The sequence below is a fragment of the Streptomyces sp. NPDC006235 genome, assembly GCF_040613735.1.
Lineage (GTDB): Bacteria > Actinomycetota > Actinomycetes > Streptomycetales > Streptomycetaceae > Streptomyces.
Map to the genome: position 1 here is coordinate 22,019 of NZ_JBEXSR010000018.1, position 25,388 is coordinate 47,406.

General features: G+C 71.1%; 17 protein-coding genes and 5 pseudogenes. 9 read left to right on the plus strand and 13 right to left on the minus strand.

Translation table 11 applies throughout. From position 1 onward, the window contains the following. Window positions 1–6 precede the first annotated feature (6 nt). On the minus strand, window positions 7–1,047 hold the full coding sequence (locus ABZ192_RS21655) for a LacI family DNA-binding transcriptional regulator (RefSeq protein ID WP_356926070.1): 1,041 nt from the start codon (window positions 1,045–1,047) through the stop codon (window positions 7–9). 346 nt (window positions 1,048–1,393) lie between these two features. On the opposite strand from ABZ192_RS21655, the gene ABZ192_RS21660 reads away from it, so the two are divergent. From ABZ192_RS21660 to ABZ192_RS21675, 4 genes and pseudogenes are all read left to right on the plus strand, one after another. Then, the gene (locus ABZ192_RS21660) at window positions 1,394–2,344 is read left to right on the plus strand and encodes a sugar ABC transporter permease (protein ID WP_356926071.1); all 951 of its coding nucleotides are present in this window, start codon (window positions 1,394–1,396) and stop codon (window positions 2,342–2,344) included. Further along, entirely contained in the window at window positions 2,341–3,162 is an 822-nt protein-coding gene (locus ABZ192_RS21665; RefSeq protein ID WP_356926072.1) for a carbohydrate ABC transporter permease, read from the plus strand. Before ABZ192_RS21660 ends, ABZ192_RS21665 begins: the two co-directional genes overlap by 4 nt. Window positions 3,163–3,218: 56 nt before the next feature. After that, a complete protein-coding gene (locus tag ABZ192_RS21670) occupies window positions 3,219–4,484 on the plus strand; it encodes an extracellular solute-binding protein (protein WP_356926073.1) in 1,266 nt (421 codons plus the stop codon). Between the two features lie 113 nt (window positions 4,485–4,597). Further along, window positions 4,598–5,886 (plus strand): annotated as a pseudogene (locus ABZ192_RS21675) (acetoacetate--CoA ligase); the annotation flags it as partial. 180 nt (window positions 5,887–6,066) lie between these two features. Here the strand turns inward: ABZ192_RS21675 and ABZ192_RS21680 are convergent. From ABZ192_RS21680 to ABZ192_RS21715, 8 genes and pseudogenes are all read right to left on the minus strand, one after another. Then, window positions 6,067–6,453 (minus strand): DUF4870 domain-containing protein, encoded by a 387-nt coding sequence (locus ABZ192_RS21680; RefSeq protein WP_356926074.1) that lies wholly within the window; start codon window positions 6,451–6,453, stop codon window positions 6,067–6,069. A gap of 136 nt (window positions 6,454–6,589) precedes the next feature. Then, a pseudogene (locus ABZ192_RS21685) lies at window positions 6,590–9,141 on the minus strand (sensor histidine kinase KdpD). Between the two features lie 46 nt (window positions 9,142–9,187). Beyond that, window positions 9,188–9,692: pseudogene (locus ABZ192_RS21690) on the minus strand (winged helix-turn-helix domain-containing protein); the annotation flags it as partial. A 1-nt stretch (window position 9,693) separates the two neighbouring features. Then, window positions 9,694–9,909 (minus strand): annotated as a pseudogene (locus ABZ192_RS21695) (HAD-IC family P-type ATPase); the annotation flags it as partial. Then, window positions 9,903–10,100 (minus strand): hypothetical protein, encoded by a 198-nt coding sequence (locus ABZ192_RS21700; protein ID WP_356926076.1) that lies wholly within the window; start codon window positions 10,098–10,100, stop codon window positions 9,903–9,905. The gene ABZ192_RS21700 and the pseudogene ABZ192_RS21695, both read right to left, overlap by 7 nt. A gap of 3 nt (window positions 10,101–10,103) precedes the next feature. Next, window positions 10,104–11,165 (minus strand): helix-turn-helix domain-containing protein, encoded by a 1,062-nt coding sequence (locus ABZ192_RS21705; RefSeq protein ID WP_356926077.1) that lies wholly within the window; start codon window positions 11,163–11,165, stop codon window positions 10,104–10,106. 274 nt (window positions 11,166–11,439) lie between these two features. Further along, on the minus strand, window positions 11,440–12,972 hold the full coding sequence (locus tag ABZ192_RS21710; RefSeq protein ID WP_356926078.1) for an SPFH domain-containing protein: 1,533 nt from the start codon (window positions 12,970–12,972) through the stop codon (window positions 11,440–11,442). A 142-nt stretch (window positions 12,973–13,114) separates the two neighbouring features. Further along, the gene (locus tag ABZ192_RS21715) at window positions 13,115–13,630 is read right to left on the minus strand and encodes a hypothetical protein (RefSeq protein WP_356926079.1); all 516 of its coding nucleotides are present in this window, start codon (window positions 13,628–13,630) and stop codon (window positions 13,115–13,117) included. A 359-nt stretch (window positions 13,631–13,989) separates the two neighbouring features. On the opposite strand from ABZ192_RS21715, the gene ABZ192_RS21720 reads away from it, so the two are divergent. From ABZ192_RS21720 to ABZ192_RS21735, 4 genes and pseudogenes are all read left to right on the plus strand, one after another. Continuing rightward, window positions 13,990–15,942: an NAD-binding protein gene (locus tag ABZ192_RS21720; RefSeq protein ID WP_356926080.1), complete on the plus strand. Its 1,953-nt coding sequence runs from the start codon at window positions 13,990–13,992 to the stop codon at window positions 15,940–15,942. Between the two features lie 171 nt (window positions 15,943–16,113). Further along, a pseudogene (locus ABZ192_RS21725) lies at window positions 16,114–16,254 on the plus strand (hypothetical protein); the annotation flags it as partial. Then, window positions 16,226–17,017, plus strand: coding sequence for a trehalase-like domain-containing protein (locus tag ABZ192_RS21730; protein ID WP_356926081.1), 792 nt, complete (start codon window positions 16,226–16,228; stop codon window positions 17,015–17,017). The pseudogene ABZ192_RS21725 and the gene ABZ192_RS21730, both read left to right, overlap by 29 nt. A 117-nt stretch (window positions 17,018–17,134) precedes the next feature. Beyond that, the gene (locus tag ABZ192_RS21735; protein WP_356926082.1) at window positions 17,135–18,250 is read left to right on the plus strand and encodes a hypothetical protein; all 1,116 of its coding nucleotides are present in this window, start codon (window positions 17,135–17,137) and stop codon (window positions 18,248–18,250) included. 653 nt (window positions 18,251–18,903) lie between these two features. Here the strand turns inward: ABZ192_RS21735 and ABZ192_RS21740 are convergent. Both ABZ192_RS21740 and ABZ192_RS21745 read right to left on the minus strand, forming a co-directional pair. Continuing rightward, on the minus strand, window positions 18,904–19,335 hold the full coding sequence (locus ABZ192_RS21740; RefSeq protein ID WP_356926084.1) for a hypothetical protein: 432 nt from the start codon (window positions 19,333–19,335) through the stop codon (window positions 18,904–18,906). Further along, window positions 19,332–20,231 (minus strand): glycosyltransferase family 2 protein, encoded by a 900-nt coding sequence (locus ABZ192_RS21745; protein WP_356926085.1) that lies wholly within the window; start codon window positions 20,229–20,231, stop codon window positions 19,332–19,334. The genes ABZ192_RS21740 and ABZ192_RS21745 overlap by 4 nt, the downstream gene beginning before the upstream one ends. A 273-nt stretch (window positions 20,232–20,504) precedes the next feature. On the opposite strand from ABZ192_RS21745, the gene ABZ192_RS21750 reads away from it, so the two are divergent. After that, the gene (locus tag ABZ192_RS21750) at window positions 20,505–23,639 is read left to right on the plus strand and encodes a BTAD domain-containing putative transcriptional regulator (protein ID WP_356926086.1); all 3,135 of its coding nucleotides are present in this window, start codon (window positions 20,505–20,507) and stop codon (window positions 23,637–23,639) included. Here the strand turns inward: ABZ192_RS21750 and ABZ192_RS21755 are convergent. Together ABZ192_RS21755 and ABZ192_RS21760 are read right to left on the minus strand one after the other, a co-directional pair. After that, a complete protein-coding gene (locus ABZ192_RS21755; protein WP_356926087.1) occupies window positions 23,620–24,411 on the minus strand; it encodes an ABC transporter permease in 792 nt (263 codons plus the stop codon). The two genes, ABZ192_RS21750 and ABZ192_RS21755, sit on opposite strands and share 20 nt — an antisense overlap. Next, window positions 24,408–25,376 (minus strand): ATP-binding cassette domain-containing protein, encoded by a 969-nt coding sequence (locus tag ABZ192_RS21760; RefSeq protein WP_356926088.1) that lies wholly within the window; start codon window positions 25,374–25,376, stop codon window positions 24,408–24,410. The genes ABZ192_RS21755 and ABZ192_RS21760 overlap by 4 nt, the downstream gene beginning before the upstream one ends. Window positions 25,377–25,388: the final 12 nt, after the last annotated feature.

A 25,388-nucleotide genomic window follows, 5' to 3' on the forward strand; every position in this document is an offset into this window, starting at 1 on the left:
GCGGGCCTACACCGGAGGCGGAGCGGTGGTCCGTCGCGGCACGAGAGAGGGAGAGAGCTTGACCTGTACCGATGATTTCCCGCGGTCGGCGATCCGCTCCAGGAGGAGGCGCGCGGCGTTCCCGCCGATCTCGCGGCCCGCCTGGTCGACGCTCGTGAGGGAGATCGGGCCGAAGGAGGCGAAGGTCGTGTTGTCGTAACCGGCCACCGATACGTCGCCCGGCACCGACAACCCCGCTTCGGCGAAGGCCTCCAGCACCCCCATGGCGACGATGTCCGCACCGGCGAAGACGGCCGTGGGCCGCAGAGGCCGCGCGAGCAGCTGCCTGGCGCCCTCGTAACCGCCCTGTTGGGTGTAGCTGGTGGAGACGACATCGATCTCCTCCGCGAGACCGAGGGCTCGCATGGCGCGCCGATAACCGTCCGCGCGCTGGGCGTTGGGCATCTCCTCGCTACGGGTCGGGTCGGTCTCGTGGTGCTCGATGTGGGCGATCCGGCGATGACCGAGGTCGACGAGGTGACCTACGAGCATGGACGCGCCCGCCACGTCGTCGTCCGTCACGGTGTCGTACACCGGGGAGTGCCCGTGGCGGCCGACGACCACGGTCGGTACGGCGGAGGCGATGTGCTCGAGCCGGGCACGCGACGACACGGGGGCGATCAGGATGATGCCGTCCATCCCACGGTCGATCATGGCTTCCGTGACGCGTGCCTCCGCCTGCTCGTCGTTGCAGCCGCCGGGCCCCAGGAAGACCTGGTAGTCGGTGTCCGCGAGCCGGCCGGTGATCCCGTCGAGGATCTCGGGGAAGAAGGGGTTGCGGATGTCGGGCAGCATCACGCCGATGGTGTACGTCTGGCCGCGTAGGCCGCGAGCGGCCGCGAGCGGCCGGTAGCCCAGCTCGTCGATCGCCCGGCGCACCTTCGCACGCATCTCGGGGCTGGCTCCGTAGGCGTTGCGCAGCACCTTGGAGACCGCCGTCGTGGACACCTGGGCGTGACGCGCGACGTCGACGATCGTGACGCGGCGGGGCGGTGCCGGCGGTTCCATGCCAGTGCCCTCCGGTGAATGGGGAACGTTGCCGGAGAGTGTACGGATCGAGCCACGGCCAGGTAAGGCAGCCGCGTGCTCTTCCCGTTCCGTCGTCGCGGATCGAGCACTGGTCCTACGGAACAGCTGCGCAGCGTGCGCAGCATCTTGACGTCGTGCGGGACGCTCTCTAGGGTCTGGCAGCACCCTTCGGGAAACGTTACCCACGAGCTGGTTCCAGGGCGTTCGACCCCGGCACCCCACCACATCCATCCAGACGCGGACCGGCCGGCGGCCGCACGGCGCCGAGTCGACCGAAACCCTGATCGCGCCACTGTTTGAAACGTTTCAAGGAAGAGGTCCGCCTGTGACCCTCGCCCCGCACGAGCACCTGCCGGACCACGACCGCATGCCCCGCACGGCGCAGGTGGTCAGGGTGCCGCGCAGCCCCAGCGCCAGGCCGCCCTGGTGGTTCGCCGCTCCCGCGCTGCTGCTGTTCGCCTTCGTCGTCCTGGTGCCGAGTGCTCGCGGTGTGTACTACGCCTTCACCGACTGGGACGGCCTGGACCCCGACTTCTCCTTCGTCGGTCTGGACAACTTCGCCGCCATGGTCAACGACGCCGACGCCGTGCAGGCCGTCTGGCACACCCTGCTGATCGCCGTGTCGATCACGGTCGTCCAGAACGCGCTGGGACTGCTACTGGCCCTCGGGGTCAACACGGCCATCAAGTCCCGGAACGTGCTCAGGGTGTTCCTGTTCGCGCCGGCCGTGATCACCCCGATCGTGACCGCGTACCTGTGGCGTAACCTGCTCGGCCCGCAGGGCGCGGTCAACAGCCTGCTGGGTGCCGTGGGGCTGGACGGCTGGCGGCAGGACTGGCTGGGCAGCCCGAGGCTCGCGCTGTGGGCCGTGGTCGCGGTCATCGTGTGGCAGTTCGCGGGTTACTCCATGGTCATCTTCCTGGCCGGACTCCAGTCGGTGCCCAAGGAGATCCACGAAGCGGCGGCGATCGACGGCGCCGGCCCCGTACGGCGTTTCTGGTCGGTGACCCGGCCGCTGCTGGCTCCGGCGCTCACCATCAACCTGATGCTGTCGATCATCGGGGGGATCAAGCTGTTCGACCAGGTCTACGCGCTGACCGGCGGCGGACCGGGGCACGCTACCGACACCATTTCCACGCTGATCTACAAGGACGCCTTCACCTTGGGCGAGTTCGGCTACAGCATCGCTCTCGCGGTGGTGCTGACGATCATCGTCGCGGTCGTTTCCACCGGGCAGTACCTCGTGCTGTCCCGCAACGAGAGGGCCATGTCATGAACCGCTATCGCCCCCGCACACTCGCCCTGGAACTGGCGATGATCGCCGCCGCCCTGTTCGTCGGCTTCCCGGTGTACGTCCTGGTCAACCTCGCCGTACGGCCGGCCTCGGACACCTCGTCACCCATCGCGCCGACGGCTTCGCCGACCCTGGACAACTTCACGCAGGCCTGGCAGCAGGGCGCGCTCGGCGGAGCCCTCGCCAACAGCGTGCTGGTGACGGCGTGCAGCGTCGCCGTCGTGCTGGCCGTCTCGTCCCTCGCCGCGTATCCGCTGGCCCGCGTCGCGGCCCGCTGGTCCCGGGGAACGTACCTGCTGATCCTCCTCGGTCTCGTGCTGCCCTTCCAGCTCGCCTCGCTGCCGCTTTACCAGACCATGCGCGACATGGGCCTGCTCGGCACCCCATGGGCACTGGTCCTCTTCTACTCCGGCCTCCAAGTGCCGTTCACCGTCTTCCTCTACACCGGCTTCCTGCGCGCCCTGCCCCGCGACTTCGAGGACGCCGCCCTGATCGACGGCTGCACACCTCTGCAGGGCTTCCGGTACGTGGTGCTGCCGATGCTCAAGCCGGTCACCGTGACGGCGCTGGTGCTCAACGCGGTCGCGGTGTGGAACGACTTCTTCACTCCGCTGCTGTACCTGAGCGGCAGCGCCCGGCAGACCATGCCGGTCGCGATCGCCGGGTTCGTCGGCCAGTACGTCACCGACTGGAACCTCATCTTCGCCGCACTCGTCATCAGCATCCTGCCCGTCCTGATCGTCTACTTCCTGCTGCAGCGCAGCATCATCAACGGCTTCGCGGGCGGGCTGCGGGGATGATCACGCACTTCCCGACCCTCACGTACGGCCGCGGCCGTTCCTCCCAGGGAGACATCATGAAGACACGCATACCGACGGTCCTTCTGGCCGCTGTGACGGCCGGTGCCGTTCTGACCGCCTGCGGCGGCGGCACCAAGGCCACAGGCTCCGGCGGCGGATCCAAGACGCTGACCCTGGCCTCGATCGACCAGGGCTCCGTCGAGGACGTCGTCAAGGCCTTCGAGAAGGCCAACCCGGGCGTCAAGGTCCGCTACACCACCAGCGGTGCCGACCAGTACCAGCAGCAGATCCGCACCCAGCTCTCCTCGGGCACCGCACCCGACGTGATGTCGGTCTGGCCGGGCGACGGCAACCCCGGCGCCACCCACGTCCTGGCCAAGCCCGGCTATCTGCGGGATCTCTCGGACCAGCCCTGGGCCGCCAAGATGCCCGAGGCGATCAAGACCGTCGCCCGGTACGACGGCAAGACCTACACCGCGATCTTCGGGCAGAACGGCATCGGAGCCATCTACAACCAGCAGGCCATGGACAAGGCCGGGCTCACCCCGCCCGGCACGTGGAGCGAACTGCTGGACTTCTGCAAGGCCGCGAAGGCCAAGGGAACTCCCGCCTTCGCGCTGGGCAACCAGGACAACTGGGTGACCCAGCTCGTCCTGTACGCGCTGGTCGCCACGACCGTCTACGGTCCCGACCGCGACTTCGACAAGAAGATGCAGGCCGGTCAGGCCACCTTCGCCAAGTCGCCGTGGACCACCGCCCTGGGCAAGTACCTGACGATGGAGAAGACCGGCTGCTTCCAGCAGAACCCCCTGGGCACCAACTACGAGGCCAGCCAGCAGCTCGCCGCCTCCGGCAAGACGCTCGGCATCGTCCAGGGCAACTGGGTGATCGCCCTCCTCAAGGGGAAGAACCCCAAGGGCACCTTCACCTTCAAGGCGCTGCCGGCCACCGACGACCCCTCCGCGACCCTCATCCCGGCCGCGGCGGGCGCCGGCTACGGCGTCAACGCCAAGACGAAGAACGAGGACCTGGCGCTGAAGTTCGTGAACTTCGTGATGTCGCCCGAGGGCATGAACCTGTTCGCCAAGAAGCAGGGCAGTCTTCCCTCCCTGCCCGACACGGGCTATGCGGTCGACCCGTCCCTGACCGAACTCGCCACGTTCGTCAAGGCGAACCGCACCGTGCCGTTCATGGACCAGCTGTGGCCCAACGCCAAGGTCCAGCAGACCATGCTCAGCGGCCTTCAGGAAATCTTCAGCGGCCAGTCCACCCCCGACAAGCTCCTCAAGGAAATGGACGCCGACTACCGAGCCGGCAGCTGAACAGGTGGTCGGCTGCATGGCGGGGCCGGCCGTGGCCGGGTCCCCGGTGGAGCCGGCTCACGCCCAGGAGGAGGGCGACAGGCACGGAGCGAGGCTGGTGGACCCCATGGGCGGGCCTGCCCTGGCCGTCGCAGGCGTACCCGTCGCTGGTGGTGCCGTGGGAGGACGCCTCCACCCGGGCCGAGGAACTCACCTGCACCCCCGTGCCGTTCGACCACCCCCTGTGGGTCGTGTACTCCTCGGGCCCCACCGGCCTGCCCAAGGGCATCGTCCACGGCCACGGCGGCGTCCTGCTGGAGCACCTGAAGACCCTCGGCCTGCACTCCGACCTGGGCCCCGGCGACCGCCTCCTGTGGTACACCACCACCCACTGGATGATGTGGAACCTGGTCGCCTCCACCCTCCTGACGGGCGCCACGACGTGCACCTACGACGGCAGCCCGGCGCCCTTCGCCAAGCCCGACGTCCTGTGGGAGCTGGCCGCGCGCCACCGCGTGACCGTCTTCGGCACCAGCCCCCAGTACCTGCTGGGCATGGCCAAGTTCAGCATCGACCCCTCGGCGCACGACCTGTCGTCGGTCCGGGTGGTCGGCCGCACCGGCTTAGCCCGGCCGGCCTGCGCCTACCCCTGGGTCCGACGCCACGTCGGCGACCACGTCCTGCTCGCCTCCATCAGCGGCGGCACGGACGTGGTGTCCGGCTTCGCCGGCAGCGCGCCCAACACACCTGTCTGGGCAGGAGAGTTGTCGGCGCCCCACCTGGGCGTGGCACTGGCCGCGTACGACGCCGAGGGCTTCCCGGTCGTGGACCAGGTGGGCGAGCTGGTCGTCACCCGCCCGATGCCGTCGATGCCGCTGTACTTCTGGAACGACCCCGACGGCACCCGCTACCGCGATGCCTACTTCTCCACCTACCCCGGGGTGTGGCGGCACGGCGACTGGATCACCGTCACGGGACACGGCTCCGTGATCGTCCACGGCCGCTCCGACAGCACCTTGAACCGCAACGGCGTACGCCTGGGCAGCGCCGACATCCACGACGTCGTCGAACGCCTCCCCGAGATCCCGAGGCCCTCGTCATCGGCGCGGAGGAACCCGACGGCGGCTACTGGATGCCGCTGTTCGTGGTCCTCGCCGCCGGGGTGACCCTGGACGACCCGCTCCGCGAGAAGATCAAGGAGGCGATCCGGGCCGGTGCCTCACCCCGCCACGTCCCCGACGAGATCCTCGAAGTCCCCGGCATCCCGCACACCCGCACCGGCAAGAAGCTCGAAGTCCCCGTCAAGCGCCTCCTCCAGGGCGCCCCGGCCGAGCAGGTGGTCAACGCCGCGACGGTGGACGCCGCCGACCTGATCGACCACTACGCCCGGCTGGGCGCCGAACGCCGGGGGCGGTCGGTGTGACGACCGCGCAGATCCGCGGTGCCGTTCATGCGTCAGGCGGCAGCGCACCTGGGCATGTCGCCGGGCCTCTACCGCTTCGTCGGCATCTTGGAAGTGGCCGGAGCCGCCGCCCGTGCGGGCCCTGCCCGCCGCCGTACCGGTCCTGACGGCGGTGGCGTACGCAGGGAAGGCGTGCTGCGGTCAGCCCAGCAGACGCAGGGAGATGGACTTGATGAAGCGGAAGTCCTGTCCGCTCCCGGCACGCACGGCTCCGACCAGGAGACCGACGAGCCCGGCCAGGAGGTAACAGAACACCAGGTACATCGGCAGTGGCTGGGTCTGCGGGTAGGACGGCGGCAGCCCGATCAGGGCCGAGATCGGGGCGCCGCCGAGGATCGCCAGGAACGCGGTCAGACCGAAGTTCGCCGCGTGCGTGGCGTGCTCCCGGGTCCACGGGTTCCCGGACCGCGACCGGATGGCCAGCGGGACCAGCCAGATCACGAAGATCCCGACGCATGTGAAGCCCACGAGCGCCGCACCCGGATACGACCGCACCGCTCCCGTCCGGCTGCCGGTCCGCTCCACCATGACGCCCTCCTGCTTCTCGACGGCCACTGTCCTACCGCCGACGGCCCGGGACCGGTCCCGCGAGCAGCCCGCACCACATCACGAAGATCCCCTCGGGCGGCACAGCGGGAGCGGCTGCGACCACCCCGGTCCTCCGTTACGTCATCGTCGTGGCCGTGACATCGGCACTGACGGGTGGACGACCCGCAGCCGACGGGAGGCTGAGCACCATGGTGAGGCCACCGCCCGGTGTGTCCTCGGCGTCGAGGGTGCCGCCCATCGTCTCCGCGAAGCCGCGTGCCACGGCCAGGCCGAGGCCGACGCCGGCGCCGCGCGGGGCGTCGCCGTACCGCTGGAAGGGCTCGAAGATACGGGCCTTGGCCTCGTCGGGGACGCCCGGACCACGGTCCACCACGCGGATCTCCACCCGGTCGGTGATGGCGCTCGCGGAGACCAGCACCGGCTTACCGGGCGGGCTGTACTTGACCGCGTTCTCGACGATGTTGGCGACCGATCGTTCCAGCAGCCCCGGGTCCACGGAGACCATCGGCAGCGTCTCCGGGAGATCCAGCTCCACGGTCTCCTCGGGGTCCGGTATGCCGCCAAGCGCCATCGGCACCACCTCGTCCAGGTTGATCTCCCGGATCAGAGGAGCGACGGTGCCGGTCTGCACCCGGGACATGTCGAGGAGGTTGCCCACGAGGTGGTCCAGGCGGTCTGAACCGTCTTCGATCCCGGCGAGGAGTTCGGCCTGGTCCTCCTCGGACCAGTCGACGTCGTCGGACCGGAGCGAGGTGACCGCGGCCTTGATCGCGGCCAGAGGCGTGCGCAGGTCGTGGCTGACGGCGGCCAACAGGGCGGTGCGGATGCGGTTGCCTTCGGCCAGTTCCTTGGCCTGGTCGGCCTGGTGCTGCAGGCGTTGCCGGTCCAGGACGACGGCGGCCTGGGCGGCGAATGCCGCGAGCACCCGGCGGTCCTCGGCCGGCAGGACGCGGCCGGACAGGGCGAGGGTCATGTGATCGCCGACGGGCATGTCGACGTCGGCGTCCTCAGGGCGCGTCATCGGGCGGCTGTCTCCGACGGCGGCCGTGACCGTCCACGGGGCGACATCCGATTCCCGTTCCATCAGCGCGACGGAGTCCATGCTGAAGGTCTCGCGGACTCGTTCCAGCAGTGCCTCCAGACTGGTCTCGCCGCGCAGCACACTGCCCGCCAGGAAGGAGAGGATCTCCGCCTCGGCCCGGAGCCGGGCCGCCTGGTGCGTACGACGGGCCGCCAGGTCGACGACCGAGGCGACGGAGACGCCGACCGCGAAGAACACGGCGATGGCGACGATGTTCTCCGGATCGGAGATCGTCCAGGTGTGGACTGGCGGCGTGAAGAACCAGTTGAGCAGCACCGAGCCGGCAGTCGCGGAGGCCAGGGCGGGCAGGAGCCCGCCGAGCAGGGCGGCCTCGACCGTCAGGGCCAGGAACAGCAGCACGTCGCTGGTCAGGTCCGGCCCGGTGCCGATGTGCGTGAGGGCGAAGGCGAGCAGGAGCGGGCCGAGTACGCCGACCAGCCACCCCCAGATGATGCGGGCCCGGCCCAGCCGGGCACCGCGCGCGATCGGCAGTCCGCGGCCCTTGGCCACCTCGTCGTGGGTGACGATGTGGACGTCCAGGTCCGGGCCGGACTCGCGGGCCACGAGGGCGCTCACGCCGGGGCCGAACATGTACTGCCAGGACCGGCGGCGGCTGGCGCCGAGCACTATCTGGGTCGCGTTCACCCCGCGCGCGAAGTCCAGCAGAGCGGTCGGGATGTCGTCACCGACGACATGGTGGAAGGTGCCGCCCAGGTCCTCCACCAGGGTGCGCTGGACGGCCAGCTCCTTGGGCGAGGCCGACGTCAGGCCGTCGCTGCGCGCGATGTAGACGGCCAGCACCTCGCCACCGGCGCCCTTCTCGGCCAGGCGTGCGGCGCGGCGGATCAGCGTACGCCCCTCGGGACCGCCCGTGAGACCGACCACGATCCGCTCGCGCGATCCCCAGATCTTCGAGACGCCGTGCTCGCCCCTGTACTGCTGCAGGTATTCGTCCACCCGGTCGGCCACCCACAGCAGCGCCAGCTCCCGCAGGGCGGTGAGGTTGCCGGGCCGGAAGTAGTTGGAAAGGGCCGCGTCGATCTTGTCCGGCTTGTAGATGTTGCCGTGCGCCATCCGGCGGCGCAGCGCCTCGGGTGACATGTCGACCAGTTCGATCTGGCCGGCCCGGCGTACCACCTCGTCGGGAACCGTCTCCTGCTGCCGTACGCCCGTGATCGACTCGACGACGTCGCCCAGCGACTCCAGGTGCTGGATGTTCACCGTCGAGACGACGTCGATGCCCGCCTCGAGCAGTTCCTCGACGTCCTGCCACCGCTTGCCGTTACGGGAGCCGGGGATGTTCGTGTGGGCGAGTTCGTCCACGAGCGCCACCTGCGGGCGGCGGACGAGGACGGCGTCGACGTCCATCTCCGTGAACGTCGTGCCCCGGTACTCCAGCTGCTTCCTCGGTACCTGCTCCAGGCCGTGCAGCATCACCTCGGTGCGTGGCCGGTCGTGGTGCTCGACGAAGGCGACCACGCAGTCGGTGCCCCGCTCGATACGGCGGTGGGCTTCGGAAGCATGGCGTAGGTCTTGCCGACGCCGGGTGCCGCGCCGAGGTAGATCCGAAGCTTGCCACGTGCCATGGTCTGGTCTCTGGGCTTCCTTGCGAAGGTGGATTCGGGGAGGTGGTCAGGCCTCGAAGCGGTAACCCATGCCCGGCTCGGTGATCAGGTAGTGCGGGTGGGAAGGGTCCGTTTGGAGCTTGCGCCGGAGCTGGGCCATGTACACCCGAAGATAGTTCGTCCTGTTTCCTGAGGACGGTCCCCAGACCTCCTGCAGGAGCTGCTTCTGCGTGACCAGACGGCCCGGGTTGGTCACCAGGAGCTCCAGCAGTTGCCATTCGGTCGGGGTGAGCCTGAGGTCGCTGCCGTGCCGGGTGGCCTTCTTCGCGAGCAGGCCGATGGTGAAGTCGTCCGTCTCCACCAGCGTCGTCCCGGGAGCGAGCCGGCCGTCCTCGGCGCGGCGCACGGCGGCCCGCAGACGCGCCAGGAGTTCGTCCATGCCGAACGGCTTGGTGATGTAGTCGTCGGCACCCGCGTCCAGGGCTGCGACCTTCTCCTCGGAGGCGCGGTGTGCGGCCTCCCTGTCAGGTCCCGGCCAGTTCCCTGAGCGCGATGTCGAGTTCGAGGACGTTTGCCGGCCTCCTTCGCGGCCGACGTACCGGTGTTCATCGCCACACCGACATCGGCCTGGGCGAGCGCCGGGGCGTCGTTGGTGCCGTCGCCGGTCATGGCGACCAGCTTGCCGCCCGCCTGCTCGCGTTTGATGAGGGCCATCTTGTCCTCGGGGGTGGCCTCGGCGAGGAAGTCGTCGACACCGGCCTCCTCCGCGATGGCCTTGGCGGTCAGCGGACGGTGTCGGTCTTGGCCTTGCGCAGCGTCTCGGCCTGGGCCTTGCCGGGGCCCTCGGCGACCGCCTCCGCCAGGTTGGCGAAGAGGACGGTCAGCCACAGCCAGGCGGTGATGACCCAGCCGAACCAGTCGCCCGGGTGCCTGACAGCCAGCGCCGGGCCCTTGCCGCAGGGCGGCGCCCTGGGGCGCACAGGTCAGACCTCGTTGCCGGGCCAGCCGAGCAGCCGGGCGCCGATGACGGCGGTCTGCAGGGTGTAGCGGTGGACGGGGTCGGCCGGGTTCGTGCCGGTGAGCTTGTGGATGCGTTCCAGGCGGTAGGTCAGGGCCCGCACGCTGAGGCGCAGGCGGCGTGCCGCCTCGGCCGCGACGCATCCGGAGTCGAAGTACGCGGTGAGGGTGTCGAGGAGGGGCTGGGCGCCGCCGCGCGCGGCTTGGAGCGGGCCGAGGGCGTTGTGCACGAGGTCGGCCATGGCCTGCCGGTCGCGGGTGAGGACGGGGTAGACGAGCAGGTCGGCGGAGCGCAGCACCGGCTCCTCGAGTTCCAGGCGGTCCGCCAGGTCGAGGGCGTTGAGGGCCTCCTCGTAGGAGTGGACGACCCCGCCGGCGCCGGGGTGGGCGCGGCCGAGGGCGACCCGGCCACCGTCGGTGGCCGCGTGTGCCTGCTTGGCGAAGAAGGCGAGCACGTCGTCCTGGTCACCGGGCGCGATGCAGACCAGGCGGCCGTCCTTGGTGGTGAGCAGGATGCGGCGCTCTCCGAACCGGGCGACCAGGGCGCTCTCCACGTGCCGGGTCGCCGGGTGGGTGTCGTCGACCGGCGTGGCGCCCTGGGCGACGGCGACCGCGTGGGCGCGGGAGAGGAGCAGGCCGAAGCGTTCCGCCCGTTCGGCCAGGCGTCCGAGGTCACTTCGGCCGTAGAGCAGGTCGTCGATGAACTCCCGCCGCGCGGCCTCTTCCTGTCTCACCGCGAGTTTCTGGGACCGTTCGTATCCTTCGGCGAAGGCGTCCACCGCCTGCTCCACGGCGGCGAGCACGAGGTCGGCTCCCGCGGGCGACAGGGCGGGCGAGAGCTCGCGGGCCGCGGACAGATGCCGGCGGACCAGGAGACGCAGTCCCAGGCCCGCCTCCGCGGCGCGTTCTCCCCGGGCACGCAGGGACTCCAGCTCGTTCCGGGTGAGGCGGCGGCCCGTGGCACAGACGTCGGCCAGGATCCCGGCATAGCCTTCCAGGTACTCCTCGGGTATGGCTGACCGGGTCACGCGTCCTCCTCGATGCTCGTGCTCCGCCGGCGTTCCCCACGCACAGCGGACCAGAGTGACAGACGTCCGGCCGCACCCACTTCGCATCTCGCCGAATGCCGCCCGCACGTCATGGCTGATGCCGCGGCCACCGCGGGCTGCCGTCGATCGACGTCGGGCGGCACCACGTCTCCTGGTTCGGCCGCTGAATGGACGGCAGCGCCGTCCGCGGCAATCGCTCCGGGGCGGGGCCCGGCGGCTCGATGCCGCGCGGGCCCTTGTGCCGGCTGCCTGCTCAGCCGATCTGGACCTTTCCGTTGGCCTCGGCGGCGGCCGGCGCGGTCGAGGGCTGGACGTCGCCACTGCGCTGAGTGATGCTCTTCAGCAGCTCGGCGAGGTCGACTCCCGTGGTCGAGCTGAGGAGTTCGACGCCCTGGGCCACGTTGTCGGCGACGGTGCGGGACAGCCGGCTCGCGCCGTCGGTGGAGATGATCGTCATCTTGTCCACCGCGCTGAGCGGCTCGGACGCCTTCGCGACCACCTGCGGCAGCACCTCGACGAGCATCTGCAGCACGGCCGCGTCGCCGTACTGGGAGAAGGCGTCGGCCTTCTTCCGCATCGCCTCGGCCTCGGCCTCACCCTTGGCGCCGATCGCCGCCGCCTCGGCCTCGCCCTCCAGCCGCACCGCCTCGGCGATCGCCGCACGCCGGGACCGCTCGGCCTCGCCCTGCTTGAGACCCTCGATCGCGTGCGCCTCGGCCAGCGCGCTGCGCTGCTGCTTCTCGCCCTCACCCGTGAGCCGGGACCGCTCGGCCTCCGCCTGTGCGGCGGCGATGGCGGCCAGCCGCTCCGCCTCGGCCTGCTTCACGCGGGCCACGCGCCTGGCCTCCGCCTCCTGCTCGGCGGCGTAGCGCTGGGCGTCGGCGGGCTTGCGGACCTGGGTGTCGAGCTGCCGGTCGGTCAGTTCGGCCTGCCGCTCGGCGACCTTCTCCTGCTGGGCGAGGATCTCCTGCTGGCGTGCGGCCTCCGCCAGTGGGCCGGCGGCCGCCGCCCGGGCCGCGGCCTCGTCGGTCTCGGCCTTGATCTCGGCCTGCTTGAGGTAGAACGTCCGCTGGGCGATCGCGATCTCCTCCTCGGCCTTCAGCCGCGCCTGCTCGGCCGCGCGCCGGGCCACCGCCTCGGCGATGTCGGCCTCCTGCTTGGCGCGGGCGGCCTCGGGCCGGCCGAGGTCCTCGAGGTAGGAGCCCTCGGTGGTGATGTCCTGGATCTGGAAGGCGTCCAGCACCAGGCCCTGCCCGGACAGGCTCGCCTCCGCCTCCTCCGCCACCTGTCCGGCGAACGCGGCCCGGTCGCGGATGATGTCCTCCACCGACATCCGGCCCACAATGGCGCGCAGCGCGCCGGAGAGTACCTCCTGGGTGAAGCCGACGATGCCGTCCTGCTGCATCAGGAACCGCTGCGCGGCGGCGCGGATGGCGTCCTCGGTGCCGCCGACCTTGACGATGGCGACGCCCTCCAGGTTGGCTTTCACACCGCGCAGGGTGACCGCGCCGCGCACCGCGACGGGGATGTGCCGCGAGGACAGGTCGAGGATGAACCTCTGCTGCACGAACGGCACGACGAACACGCCGCCGCCGACCACGACCTTCTGGCCGCTGTTGTCGGTGAACACCCGCCCGGTCTCCGGATCGGTGGCCTTCTTGCCGCGCCGCCCGGTGACGATGAACGCCTCGCTGGGACCGGCGACCTTGTAACGGCTGACGACGACCAGCGCGATCAGCACGAGGAGTACGAAGACTCCTCCCACCGCGATGGCAACAGAGCTCATGGTGATGTCCCCTCAGCCCTCCCTGAGGACGGCGTTCGGTAAAAGGATGTGTGGATGAGAACGGCACGGTCGTGCCGGGTGCCGGGTGCCGGGTGCCGGGTGCCGGGTGCCGGGTGCGGGAAAGGAGGACGGTGTCGCCGGGTCAGCGTTCGACGGGGCGTACGGACACCGCCGACTGCGACAGCGCCTGCTCGATCCAGATGTCGGCTCCCCGGGCCACGGCAACCGGGCTCTTGGCCGCGAACTTCATCGGCTGCCCGGCCAAGTGCACCAGGACCTCGCCGTAGCCCTCGGCGGGGATCGCGGTCACCACCGAGCCGGATGCGCCGATCAAGTCGGCGTCACGCGGAGCGGCGCCGGAAGAGTCACGCATCAGAGCCCGGCTGAGCCGGTAGGTGAACCAGCCGGTGAGGACACCGGCCGGCACCCCGATCACCGCGGCTCCCACCGGGCCCAGCCCGGTTGCCCCCATGACGATCGCCCCGGCGAAACCGAACATGGACACGAACCCGGCGACCACTGGCAGCGACAGCATCCCGTCGAGCAGGCCGTCCACCACGGCGACTCCGTCGAGCAGTCCTTCGAGTACGCCGTCGAGAACGAACGACAGGGCAAGGAGGACGACCCCCGCTATGCCGAGCCCCAGAAACCAGGCCATCCGCGCACACCGCCTCTCCTTGCCCTCCCCCGTTGTCGCAGGCATCGTCACACGCGGGCACCGGGCAGGACATTGCCTGATTCCGGCAATCTTTACGCGGTTTTGATGCCGCATCCCGAACAGTCGGGCCGTCGACCCGCGAAGCCCTGTCGACACTCTGTGACGCCGCGTCAGGAACCTGTACCGTTCCCAGCGGTGTGCCGGGAAGTCTGGTCGGCGATCTTGACGGAAGAAGGCGGAGCAGCTTCGCCGAACGGGGGTCCCGACGTGGTGCTCATGACGGTCTTCGGAGCGGTCCTAGGTGCGGTACGCGCCCCTGCGCGGCTCCTCCTCCGCCTGAGCCGGGGGAGCCGTACGGCATGATCACATTCCCTCGGCCCGCGCCTGGCGTCCCGCGTCCGGGCCACATGATCGTGTGCGGGGACGACGCGCTCGCCGAGCGGCTGGCCGCCGAACTCGCCACGGTGTACCGGGAGCGGGTCACTCTGGTCGTACCGCCCTCCCGGCGGCCCGGCGCCACCACCGGAAGGGCGCGCGCCGCCACGCTGCTCGGCCGGATACAGGCCGCCATGAACCGCACGGAGGACTCGACCGATCCCGGCGCGACCGGCACAGCCCGTATCGTCGAGACCGCCGTCCTCGACGAAGCCGCCCTGGCCGAGATGGGGGTGCGTGAGGCCGCCGCGCTGGCGCTCGTGCATGACGACGACGAGACCAACATCCACGCCGCGCTGGCCGCCCGCCGCCTCAACCCCCGGCTGCGCCTGGTCATCCGGCTCTACAACCGCAAGCTCGGCCAGCACCTGGAAGAACTGCTCGACCAGGCCGCCACCCTCGCCGTCCCCGGCCTGGACCCCGAGGCCCTGGACACCTCCACCACCGTCCTGTCGGACGCCGACACCGCGGCACCCGCACTCGCGGCCACCGCCGTCGCGGGCACCAGCAAGGTCGTCCAGGCCGCCGGTCTGCTGCTGCGCGCCGTGGAACGCACTCCACCCGGTCACGGCCGGGTCGCCGATCCAGGCCTGTGCACCCTGGCCCTGCTGTCGTCGACCACCAACGACCCGGCCGGAGCGGAAGGTTCGGACGCCAGCGGCCGGGAGGCGCCGATTCTGCTCCCGGACGACGACACGGTCGCGGGCGCCACCGGGCGCGGCACGGTGGTCCTCGAAACCGTCACCCACACCGCCGCCGGTTCCGCACCGCGACGGCTGGCGGGGCGCGGACTGCCGCTGGGCTCCCTGTTCTCGCGGCGGCTGCGCTGGTCACTGGCCGGGCTCCTGGGCTGCGTCCTGGGGGTGGCCGTCGCCACCTGGCTGACCACCGGGCACCACCCGCTGCACGCCGCCTACCTCACCTTGCTCGACCTCTTCGCGATCGGCGACCCGGCCCTCGACGAGCCCACCGCGCGTCAGGTGCTCCAACTCCTCGCCGGACTGGCCGGCCTGCTGCTGATGCCCGTCCTGCTCGCGGCCGCCCTGGAGGCGCTCGGCACGTTCCGCACGGCCTCCGCGCTGCGCCGGCCACCCCGCGGCCTGTCCGGCCACGTCGTCCTGGTCGGCCTGGGCAAGGTCGGCACCCGGGTGCTGGCCCGTCTGCGGGAGCTCGACATCCCCGTGGTGTGTGTCGAGGAGGACCCGGAAGCGCGGGGCATCCCGCTCGCCCGCCGACTGCGCGTTCCCACCGTCCTCGGCGACGCCACCCAGGAGGGCGTGCTGGAGGCCGCAAAAGTCCACCGGGCGCACTCCCTGCTGGCCCTCACCAGCCACGACACCACCAACCTCGAATCCGCCCTGTACGCACGTTCCGTCAAACCGGACCTGCGGGTGGCGCTGCGCCTGTACGACGACGCCTTCGCCACCGCTGTCTACCGCACCCTGCGCACCGCCCACCCGCGCGCCCTCACCCGCAGCCGCAGCGTCTCCACTCTCGCGGCACCCGCCTTCGCCGGGGCCATGATGGGCCGCCAGATCCTCGGGGCCATACCCGTCGAACGCCGCGTCCTGCTCTTCGCCGCCCTCGGTGTCGCCGGGCACCCGCAGTTGGAAGGGCGCACCATCGCCGAGTCGTTCCGTCCCGGTAAGTGGCGCGTTCTGGCGCTGGACACGGCCGAACCGGGCGAGCGGCTGCCGGACCTCGCCGCCACGCCGGCGCACCACGGTGCCGACCGTCCCGGCGGACTCGTATGGGACTTGCACCCCGGCTATGTCCTGCGGCCCGAAGACCGCGTGGTACTCGCCGCGACGCGCCAGGGCCTGGCCGAACTCCTGGGCCGGCAGCCACGGATGGGGGCGCGAACCGACGCCAGATGAGGGGGCCGATGTCTGCGCTAGGCAAGCCGTTGCACTCCGGGCTGCCTGGGAGGGTCTCCCGCTGCGGGCGGGGATCCTCGCGAGCCGGTGGAGGCGGAGCAGGCCGCCGGGGCGTCCCGGATCTTGAGTCTGCGGGTCCCTGGTGCACCGCGGTGAAGTCGAGTCGGCGAACGGTGCAGGATCGCCGTCAGCCGCCCCCGGCCGGGCCCCAGCGGCATCGTGCGGTCCTACCAGGAGGCCCGCAGAGTGATCCGGTCCGCCCCCGGTGGGTACAGAGTCACACATGAGCCAGTGGTCGCCGGCGCCACATGAGGGATACCTGCCGATCGAGGACCACGGCCTGATCGGCGACGGCCGGGGGTGTGCCCTGGTGGGCCGCGACGGCGCCATCAGCTTCATGTGCGTCCCCCGGTTCGACGCCCCGCCCCTGTTCTGCTCGCTGCTCGACCGGCACCGCGGCGGTTCCTTCCTGCTGGCACCAGAGGGACTGTGGCTGAGCCGCCAGCACTACATCGAGGACACCGGCGTCCTCGTGACAGAACCGCGTGCGGACACCGGAGTCGTCGAGATCACCGACGCGTTCCTCCTGCGACCAGGTGCGCGGTTGGAGGTGGACGCCCCCGTCGGCACGGGAGAGCTGGTCCGGCACGCGCGCGTCACACAAGGCTCTGTCGATCTGGCCGTGGCGGTACTGCCGCGGGGTGAAACCCACGTCGAGCGTCAGGCCGCGGGCTGGCACCTGACGTGCCCCCGGCAAGCTCTGAAGCTGCACCTGACCGCCTCGCGGCCACTGCCCGGTCCCCGGTGCACCCTGTCCCTGAACCAGGGCGAGGACCTCTGGTCCCGTATGCGCTGGAGTGAACGACGGGGAGCCGACTCGGGACGATCAGTCTCCCGGGCCGTCGCGGTGCTCTTCATGCTCGCCGTCATCAACATCATCGGCTTGTACCTCCTCGCACCGGTCGTCAAGCGGGAACTCGCCTCCTTCCTGGAGTTCGTCCGCGCCCGCAACGCCGGTGAGACCACCGATGGCGACGAAGACCAGGAGTCGGTGAAGACCACCGCCCAGACCTGAGCGCATCCGCCGCCAAGGCCTGGCGGCCGCCCTGGCCGAAGCCGCCTACACCCCCCGCTGACCCCGGCTCGACCTGGGCTAACGTATGCCCTCCCGAACTAAGGAACGGAACACGGCATGGCGCACCAGGGGTGGGGACCGCAGGGGCCGAACGGGCCGCAAGGACCGTACGGCCCGCAGGGGCCATTCGGTCCCTACGGCTGGGGCGGCTGGCAGCCGCCACCGCCCAGACCGGGCGTGATACCGCTGGCACCGCTCGGGCTCGGGGCCGTCTACAGCGGTGCCTTCTCGACGATAGGGCGGTACGCGCGGCAGTTGTTCGGCGCGATGGGCGCGGGCCTCGCCCTGCTCTTCGCCGCGGCGGCCGGCGCGTTCGGGCTGGCCTACCTCAGCGTCGAGGACGACTGGCAGGTGCTGATCCACGCCGACGAACCGACCTGGGCCATGGTCAGCCCGATCCTGATCTCCGTCGTGGTGGCGTACGTGGTGGTCATGCTGCTCACGCTGCTGGTGAACTCGTTCCTCTCCGCTGTCAGCCCGGTGGTCCTGGAACACGCCGTGCTGGGCCGGCGCACCACCTTCGGTGCGGTATGGCGCCGCGCTTGGTCCCGTACACCGTCGGTGCTCGGCGTCATGCTCCTCATGTATCTGCTGATCGCGATCCCGATCGCCCTCTTCTTCCTGGTCTGGATCAGCCTGATCGCCCTGCTGGTGGCGGCCGAGAGCCCGCTGATGGCGCCGGGGCTCGTGTTCTTGCTCGGGCTGCTGATCCTGCCCTTGGTGATGTGGCTGGTGGTGTCCTTCTCGTTCGCGCCCGCCGCCGCGGTCCTTGAGTCGGCCGGCCCGATCACCGCGCTGAAGCGCTCGTTCCGGCTGGTCCGCGGTGCCTGGTGGCGCACGTTCGGCATCCTGTTGCTCACCTGGGTCATGGTGGCCGTCGGAGGGTGGATCGTGCAGATCCCGCTGCTGTTCGCTGGTCCCCAGCCCTCGTACGACGCCTACGGCCCGTACGACCAACCGCCCGCCGACGTAGGCGAGTTCTTCACCAAGATGTACGGCGACGCGCTGCCCGGCCTGTGGACCTATCTGGTCCTCACCGTCGTCGTCACGCTGGTGGTCCAGCTGTTCGCCACCGCCTTCACACAGCTGGTCAGCACTCTGCTCTACATCGACCAGCGCATCCGCCGCGAAGGCCTCGGCGAGAGCCTGGCCCGGGCGGCCGACCACCAGTAGACCGGCACACGGAGGCCCAGGAGGTACTCGGCGGCCCCGTCGACTGCGGGCGAATGCGCGCGGGGCGAGCCGTCGGCGAAGTGCCGTCGCCAGTCTCACTGGAGCCACCCGCAGGACCAGGGTCTGCCGGCGTCCACGCGGGAGGGGCTTGGCGTAGTAGGGGCGGCCGAGCCGGGACGGGCGGAACCAGGAGGTGCCGGCCAGTCCGCCCAGGTGCGGGACGACGGCCGTCTCCTCCGTCTCGTCCGCGTGGAGGGTGATCGCCCACAGCCCTGGCGGCAGCGTACGGACCGGGAGCCGGGCGGTGAAGCCGGTGCTGTTTCCGTCCGCTGAGCAGTGCACGGGCACCTCGTACACCGAGCCGGATGCGTCTTCCGCGCGCAGGGTGATGGCTCCTGGCTGACGCGTGGCTCGGCCGGCCAGGCACCCGGTGACGATCAGTGTGCCGCGTGCGGACCTGTCCCAGACGGTCCCGGTGACATGGCACGCCTGAGGGAACTGGTTCTCGTCCGGCCGAACGTCCAGGGACAAGGCGTCGTCCGGGCTGAAGAAAGGCCGTACGACGGTGTGCCGGTGCCGGGACCTGCCGGCCACCGCTCGCCGAGCCGGGCTCGTCCTCGCGCCGCGCGCACCCTGAGGTGACTGCCGGAGTTTCACCGTCCGGCTGACTCCCTGCGCGCGTACGTCCAGGAAGAACTCCCAGACACCCGGATCCAACGGGTCGCCTCCGGCCACCGTGCCCAGGTCAGCCGAGTGTCGGGGTCGACGGTGGCGACGTGCTCGATGTAGGCGTGGCCGGCGAGACGGAGAACACCGCCGTCCCCCTGCCAGGCCGCTTCGGCCAGCTCGGTGTGGACCGGGAGCCGGTCTGTGGCGTCGAAGCAGTCGTCCGGGACTGCCCTGGCCGGGTCCCGGAAGAAGGGGTGGCACCAGTAGACGCGGCCCTTGTCGACCAAGTATCCGCGCCCGGCGTCCTCCTTCGCACAACGGGCCACGGCCATCAGGTCGTCGTACCGGTCGGTGCGCAGGAGGTGGATCAGCAGGCGGTCGGGCGGGGAGATCTGCTGGAAGACGCAGTCCGTCACGTAGGACGGTGCCCAGCGCCGGAACTCCGGGTAGAAACGCTCGCGGGCCTCCTGTTCGCCTTCCTGTGGCAGCAGGGCGCGAAGGGGGCCGCAGAGCTCCCATTCCACATGGCGGCGCATGATGCGGTCCCGCCGTGGCCGGGTTCGACACAGCGGGTGACGGTGTCGAAACACAGCCGGGTACCGTCCATGCGGTGGGTGAGGCCGGCGGCGGTGCGGGTGAGGTTGTTGCCGTTCTCCCGGTCGCGGCTGTAGTAGCAGTCGTAGTCGGCCACTACGGAAACACCGTCGGCATTGAGGTAGGCGGCGGCCGTGAAGGGCTTGTCCTCGCAGTTGCGGTACGGCGGGAACCTCAGGTGGAGGCGCTCGATGAGTGAGCGGCGGAAAAGCTTCCTGCAGCCCAGAGTGCGGTAGGCGTGGGACGAGAAGACATAGGTTCTGGGCTGGTTGTGCTGGAAGACGGCCGTGGGGACCGCCCGGCCACCCACCGACACCATCTTGCCGAGTGCGACGTCGGTGCCGTTCTCGTCCGCCATCGCGACCATGCGGCGCAGCGCGTCCGGACCCAGGCAGTCGTCCGAGTCGAGGAAGAACACGTAGTCCCCGCGGGCGATGTCCAGACCGGTGTTGCGGGGGCCTCCGGCTCCTCCGCTGTTGGGCTGGTGCACGACGCGCAGGGCAGGGCAGGTGCGCCCGAGCCTGTCCAGCTCGGGACCGGTGCCGTCGGTCGAGCCGTCGTCGACCGCGATGATCTCGATCTTGTCGAGCCCCATGGTCTGCTCCATGGCGGACGTCACGCACGTGGTCAGCTCCGGCATGGAGTTGTAGGCGGGGATGATCACGCTGACACGCGGAGGATCCGCAGGGGGCTTGGTGGCTCCGGGGCACTGGGGCACGCGCTCCTCCTCGACCACAGTGCGGAAGCGAGGAACCTCGTCCTCGGCCCACCGTAAGGTGGCAGGCCCGCGATCTCCCGTCGGTCTGGGCGCGGAAAGACGCTGCGCCAGGGGGATGGGCAGGCACTGCCCAGGTACGAGCGCCGTCGGCAGGCTGAAAGACCGTGCCCGAGCCCTGCGCTGACCGGGTGACACCCGGCCGGACGAGGGCAGGCGGTCGGCCAGAGCTGGAGAGGAGAAGGCGGTGGCGGGCGCCTTGGCTAATCTGCACGCGTGACCACCGACCTCACCCTCCTGCCGCGTGTCGCCCATCGCGGACGGGAGATCACCGCGCCCCGGCTCCGCGGCCTCCTCGCGCTGCTCGCCGGCGACCTGCGCACGGGCTGCAGCACCGAGCGCCTGGTGGCGGGGCTGTGGCCGGACCAGTTGCCCGAGCGGCCGGCGAAGGCGGTGCAGGTCCTCGTGTCCAGGGCGCGGGCACAGCTGGGCGCCGACGTCATCGCGAACACGCCGACCGGATACCGGCTCACCCTCGCCGAGGACCAGGTCGACAGCTCCGCCCTGCTGCTGCACGCCGCCGCGAGCGCGGACCGGGCCAGGGCCGGGGACCACGCCGGATCGCTGGCCGCGGCCGAGGCCGGACTCGCGCTGTGGGAGGGCACACCTGAGGAGACCGGTGACACCGAGGACCCCGTGGCCGTGTTGCGCGCCGAGCGTGCCCCCGTCCGCGGCACGCTCGTGCGCGCGCGGGCGCTCGCGCTCGCCCGCCTCGGACGGCACGCGGAGGCGGCCGGGCCGCTGGCCGTGGCAGCCGCGGAGCATCCCCGTGACGAGGAGGTACTCGTCGAGCTGCTGCGCGTCGAGGCCGCGACGGCGGGCCCGTCCGCCGCGCTGGCGCGGTACGAGGCGTACCGCCGTGAGCTGCGCGAGACGCTCGGCACGGACCCTGGCCCCGGGCTCAAGGCCGTACAGCGGGAGCTGCTGCGCGGCGAGGCGCCTGTGGTCAGGCACGGCGTACCGCACGAGCCGAACCCGCTGCTCGGCCGGGACGAGGACATCGCGGAGGTGGAGCGGCTGCTGCGGGCTTCCCGTGCCGTCACGGTCGTCGGCCCCGGTGGCCTCGGCAAGACCCGGCTCGCGCACGCCGTCAGCCGCCGGGCCGAGCAGCCGGTGGTGTACTTCGTGCCGCTCGCCGGCGTCACCGCGGACGAGGACGTGGCCACGGAGGTGGCCTCCGCGCTCGGCGCGGGCGAGAGGCGGCCCGGCGCCGTGGGCGGCCACACCCCGGCCGACCCGGTGTCCGGCATCCTCGGCGTGCTCGGCTCCGGGCCCGCTCTGCTGGCGCTGGACAACTGCGAGCAGGTCGTTCGGGGCGCCGCCGGCCTCGTACGGGCCCTGGTCTCGTCCTCGAAGGACCTGCGGGTGCTCGCCACCAGCCGGGCCCCGCTCGGCCTCACGTCGGAGGCGGTGTACGCGCTGCCGGAGCTCGGGCTCGACACCTCGGTCGAGCTGTTCACCCAGCGGGCCCGGGCCGCCAGGACCGGTGTGGAGCTGCCACCGGACGCGGTGGCCGAGCTGTGCCGCCACCTCGACGGGCTGCCGCTCGCCGTGGAGTTGGCCGCGGCCCGGGTGCGGGCGCTGTCGGTACCGGAGATCGCCCGCCGCCTCGGCGACCGGTTCGCGCTGCTGCGGGGCGGGGCACGGGACGCGCCGGAACGCCACCGCACACTGCACGCGGTCGTGGAGTGGAGCTGGAACCTCCTCGACGAGGAGGCCAGGGCGGCGATGCGCGTGCTGTCCGTGTTCCCCGGTGGCTTCTCCGGTGAGGCGGCGGAGCAGGTGCTCGGCGAGGACGCGCTGTTCCTGCTGGAGCAGTTGGCCGATCAGTCGCTGCTCACCGTCGCCGAGACTCCGGTCGGCGTGCGGTTCCGGATGCTGGAGACCGTACGGGAGTTCAGCGCGGCCCGGCGCGCGGAGGCGGGTGCGGAGGAAGAGACCATCGGCCGGTTTCTCGCCTGGGCGCGGGACTTCGGGGCCGCGCACCACGACTGGCTCTTCCGCTCGGAACCGCTGACCGCCTGGGAGCTGATCAGAGCCGAGCAGGACAACCTCGTCCTGGCCCTGCGGCACGCCCTGGCCCGTACGGACAACCCCACCACCGCCGCTCTCACGGCCGTCCTCGCCGCCCTGTGGTCCACCGGCTCCCACTACCCCCGCCTCGTCACCCTCGCCGCGGACACCGGCCCGCCGCTGTCGCACTACCACCCCGCGCCCGAATACGTCGAAGTCGCCCGCGCCGCCGCGGTGTTCTGCACGGCGAACCTGTTCATGGGCTACGGCCCGGTCGCCGTACGCCATCTCGTCACCCTCAGGCGGCTGCCCCCGGCCCCGCCGGACACGCTGGTGCGGGCCATCGCCCTGGTGCTGAGCACGGTCCCTGAGATGCTGCCGCCCGACTACGAAGCGCTGCAGAAGCTGTGCGACAGCGAGCAGCCGCTGCTCGCCGGCATCGCCGAGTGCGTCGCCACCTACGTCTGGGAGTCGGAGCAGGACATCGACCGCGCGCTCGCCTCGGCTCGCCGGATCATCGCCGAACTGACGCCGGTCGACAACCCGTTCCTCCAGCTCATGGGCCACGCCCGGCTGAGCGAGCTGTGCATGCAGACACAGCAGGGCGAGGAAGCGTACGGGCACCTCAAAGCGGCGCTCGAGGTGCTGCCGCGACTCGGCGACGAGCACGACCTCATCGGCGTCCGCTGGGGCCTCGTCCTCGCCTGCCTCCAGCGCGGCGACCCCGACGAGGCCGAGTACTGGCTGCGGCAGGCGGAGGGCGCCGGCACCACGCAGCAGGACAGCTACGGCATGGACCTTTTCGGGCGCGCCGAGATCGCGCTCGCCCGCGGACTGACGGAGGTCGGGCTCGGCTTGTGGCGCAGCGCCGTTCAGCCGCTGCCCGCGGTCGGCTCGGTACACGGCGGCGACCCCTTCTTCGACCGGTGGGTGCTGCAGATCCTGTCGGCGGCCGTGACGGCGCACGCGCACGCCGGCCGTCTCGAACTGGTCCCGGAGCCGGTCGACCGGCTCCGGCAGGGGGTGCGAGCCCTGCTCGCCGGTCCGCCCGGATCGCCCATGGAGTTCCCGGTGCTCGGGACGGTGCTGCACGCGCTCGGCATGGCGGGGCTCGCGTCCGGCGACGCCACCGCCGTACGGATGATCGCGCTGGCCGAACGGCTGCGGGTGATGCGCGACTTCCAGCCGACGATGTCGGCGGACCGCGCCCGGAAGGCGGCGGAGGAGGCCGACAGGGCGGCGTACGCCGACGCGGTGTCGGAGTACGCCGCCCTGGGGCGGGACGAGTTGCGGGAGGCGGCCCGCGCGGTCATGGCGGTTACTTCGGGTCGCGGTTGAACAGGGAGGTCGACCAGCGGTAGCCGAGCGCGGTCAGGCCGACGCACCAGACGAGCGCGATCCACCAGTTGTCGCCGATCTCGGTGCCGAGCAGCAGGCCGCGCAGGGTCTCGATGGCCGGCGTGAACGGCTGGTACTCGGCGACCGGCTGGAACCAGCCCGGGATCGCGTCGATGGGGACGAAGGCGCTGGAGATGAGCGGCAGCAGGATCAGCGGGTATGTCATGTTACTGGCCGCCTCGGGGTTCGGGCTGGCCATGCCCATCCCGACCGCGATCCAGGTGAGCGCCAGGGTGAACAGCGCGATCAGTCCGAACGCCGCCAGCCACTCCAGAGCCGTGGCGTCCCGGGACCTGAAGCCGATGGCCACGGCGATGGCACCGACCAGGACCAGGCTGGCGAGCACCTGCAGCACGCTGCCGACGACGTGCCCGACGAGCACGGACCCGCGGTAGACCGCCATCGTACGGAAGCGGGCGATGAGGCCCTCGGTCATGTCCATGGACACGGCGATCGCGGCCCCGACCACGGTGGAGCCGATGGTCATCATCAGCAGGCCCGGGACGAGATAGGCGATGTAGTCCGAGCGGTCGGCGCCGCCGCCACCGATGCCCTCGCTCATCACGCCTCCGAAGACGTAGACGAAGAGCAACAGCAGCATGATCGGCGTGAGCAGCAGGTTCAGGGTGAGGGACGGGTAGCGCCGCGCGTGCAGGAGGTTGCGGCGCAGCATCGTGGAGGAGTCGCGGACGGCGAGGGAGAGGGCGCTCATCGGACGGTCTCCTTGGGCTGGTCGGGGACGGTGGTGCCGCCGGTCAGGGCGAAGAACACGTCGTCGAGGTCGGGGGTGTGCACGGTCAGTTCGTCCGCCTCGACGCCGGCGGAGTCCAGCCAGTCGAGGATGGAGCGCAGTTCGCGCTGACTGCCGCCGCTGGGGATCTGCAGCGACAGCGCCTCGTCGTCCCTGGTGGTCTCGCGCAGGGCGACGGCGGCGGACCGGTACGCGGCCGGGTCGGTGAACCGCAGCCGCACGTGCCCGCCCGGGACGAGCCGCTTCAGCTCGTCGGCGCTCCCCTCGGCGGCGAGCTTGCCGTCGCTGAGCACCGCGATGCGGTCGGCGAGTTCGTCGGCCTCCTCCAGGTACTGGGTGGTGAGGAAGACGGTGACGCCGCCGGAGACCAGCTCGCGGATGATGCCCCACATGGTGTGGCGGCTGCGGGGGTCGAGGCCGGTGGTCGGCTCGTCGAGGAAGATGATCCGCGGGTCGCCGACCAGTGTCATGGCGATGTCGAGGCGGCGCTTCATGCCACCCGAGTACGTGGAGACGGGCTTCTTCGCCGCCTCCACCAGGTCGAAGCGCTCGAGGAGTTCGGCCGCGGTACGGCGGCCCTCGCTGCGGGAGAGGTGGTGCAGGTCCGCCATGAGGAGCATGTTCTCCTCACCGGTGATCAGCCCGTCCACGGCGGAGAACTGCCCGGTGACACCGATCGCGGCCCGGACCGCCTGCGGCGTGGTGGCCAGGTTATGGCCGCCGACGTGCAGTTCGCCGGCGTCGGCGGTGATGAGGGTGGAGAGGATCTTCACGGCGGTGGTCTTGCCGGCGCCGTTCGGACCGAGCAGGGAGAACACGGTGCCCGTCGGCACCGCCAGGTCGATGCCGTCGAGGACCGTCTTGTCCCCGTACGCCTTGCGCAGCCCCTTGGCCGCGATGGCGAGTGAGCGTGATGTCGTCGTCATGCCGCAGAGGTT

Coding starts and splice junctions, on each gene's coding strand:
- ABZ192_RS21665 (WP_356926072.1), top strand. CDS start 2,341: ATGAACCGCTATCGCCCCCGCACACTCGCCCTGGAACTGGCGATGATC.
- ABZ192_RS21655 (WP_356926070.1), bottom strand. CDS start 1,047: ATGGAACCGCCGGCACCGCCCCGCCGCGTCACGATCGTCGACGTCGCG.
- ABZ192_RS21755 (WP_356926087.1), bottom strand. CDS start 24,411: ATGAGCGCCCTCTCCCTCGCCGTCCGCGACTCCTCCACGATGCTGCGC.
- ABZ192_RS21760 (WP_356926088.1), bottom strand. CDS start 25,376: ATGACGACGACATCACGCTCACTCGCCATCGCGGCCAAGGGGCTGCGC.
- ABZ192_RS21720 (WP_356926080.1), top strand. CDS start 13,990: ATGATCACATTCCCTCGGCCCGCGCCTGGCGTCCCGCGTCCGGGCCAC.
- ABZ192_RS21715 (WP_356926079.1), bottom strand. CDS start 13,630: ATGGCCTGGTTTCTGGGGCTCGGCATAGCGGGGGTCGTCCTCCTTGCC.
- ABZ192_RS21710 (WP_356926078.1), bottom strand. CDS start 12,972: ATGAGCTCTGTTGCCATCGCGGTGGGAGGAGTCTTCGTACTCCTCGTG.
- ABZ192_RS21735 (WP_356926082.1), top strand. CDS start 17,135: ATGGCGCACCAGGGGTGGGGACCGCAGGGGCCGAACGGGCCGCAAGGA.
- ABZ192_RS21730 (WP_356926081.1), top strand. CDS start 16,226: ATGAGCCAGTGGTCGCCGGCGCCACATGAGGGATACCTGCCGATCGAG.
- ABZ192_RS21680 (WP_356926074.1), bottom strand. CDS start 6,453: ATGGTGGAGCGGACCGGCAGCCGGACGGGAGCGGTGCGGTCGTATCCG.
- ABZ192_RS21670 (WP_356926073.1), top strand. CDS start 3,219: ATGAAGACACGCATACCGACGGTCCTTCTGGCCGCTGTGACGGCCGGT.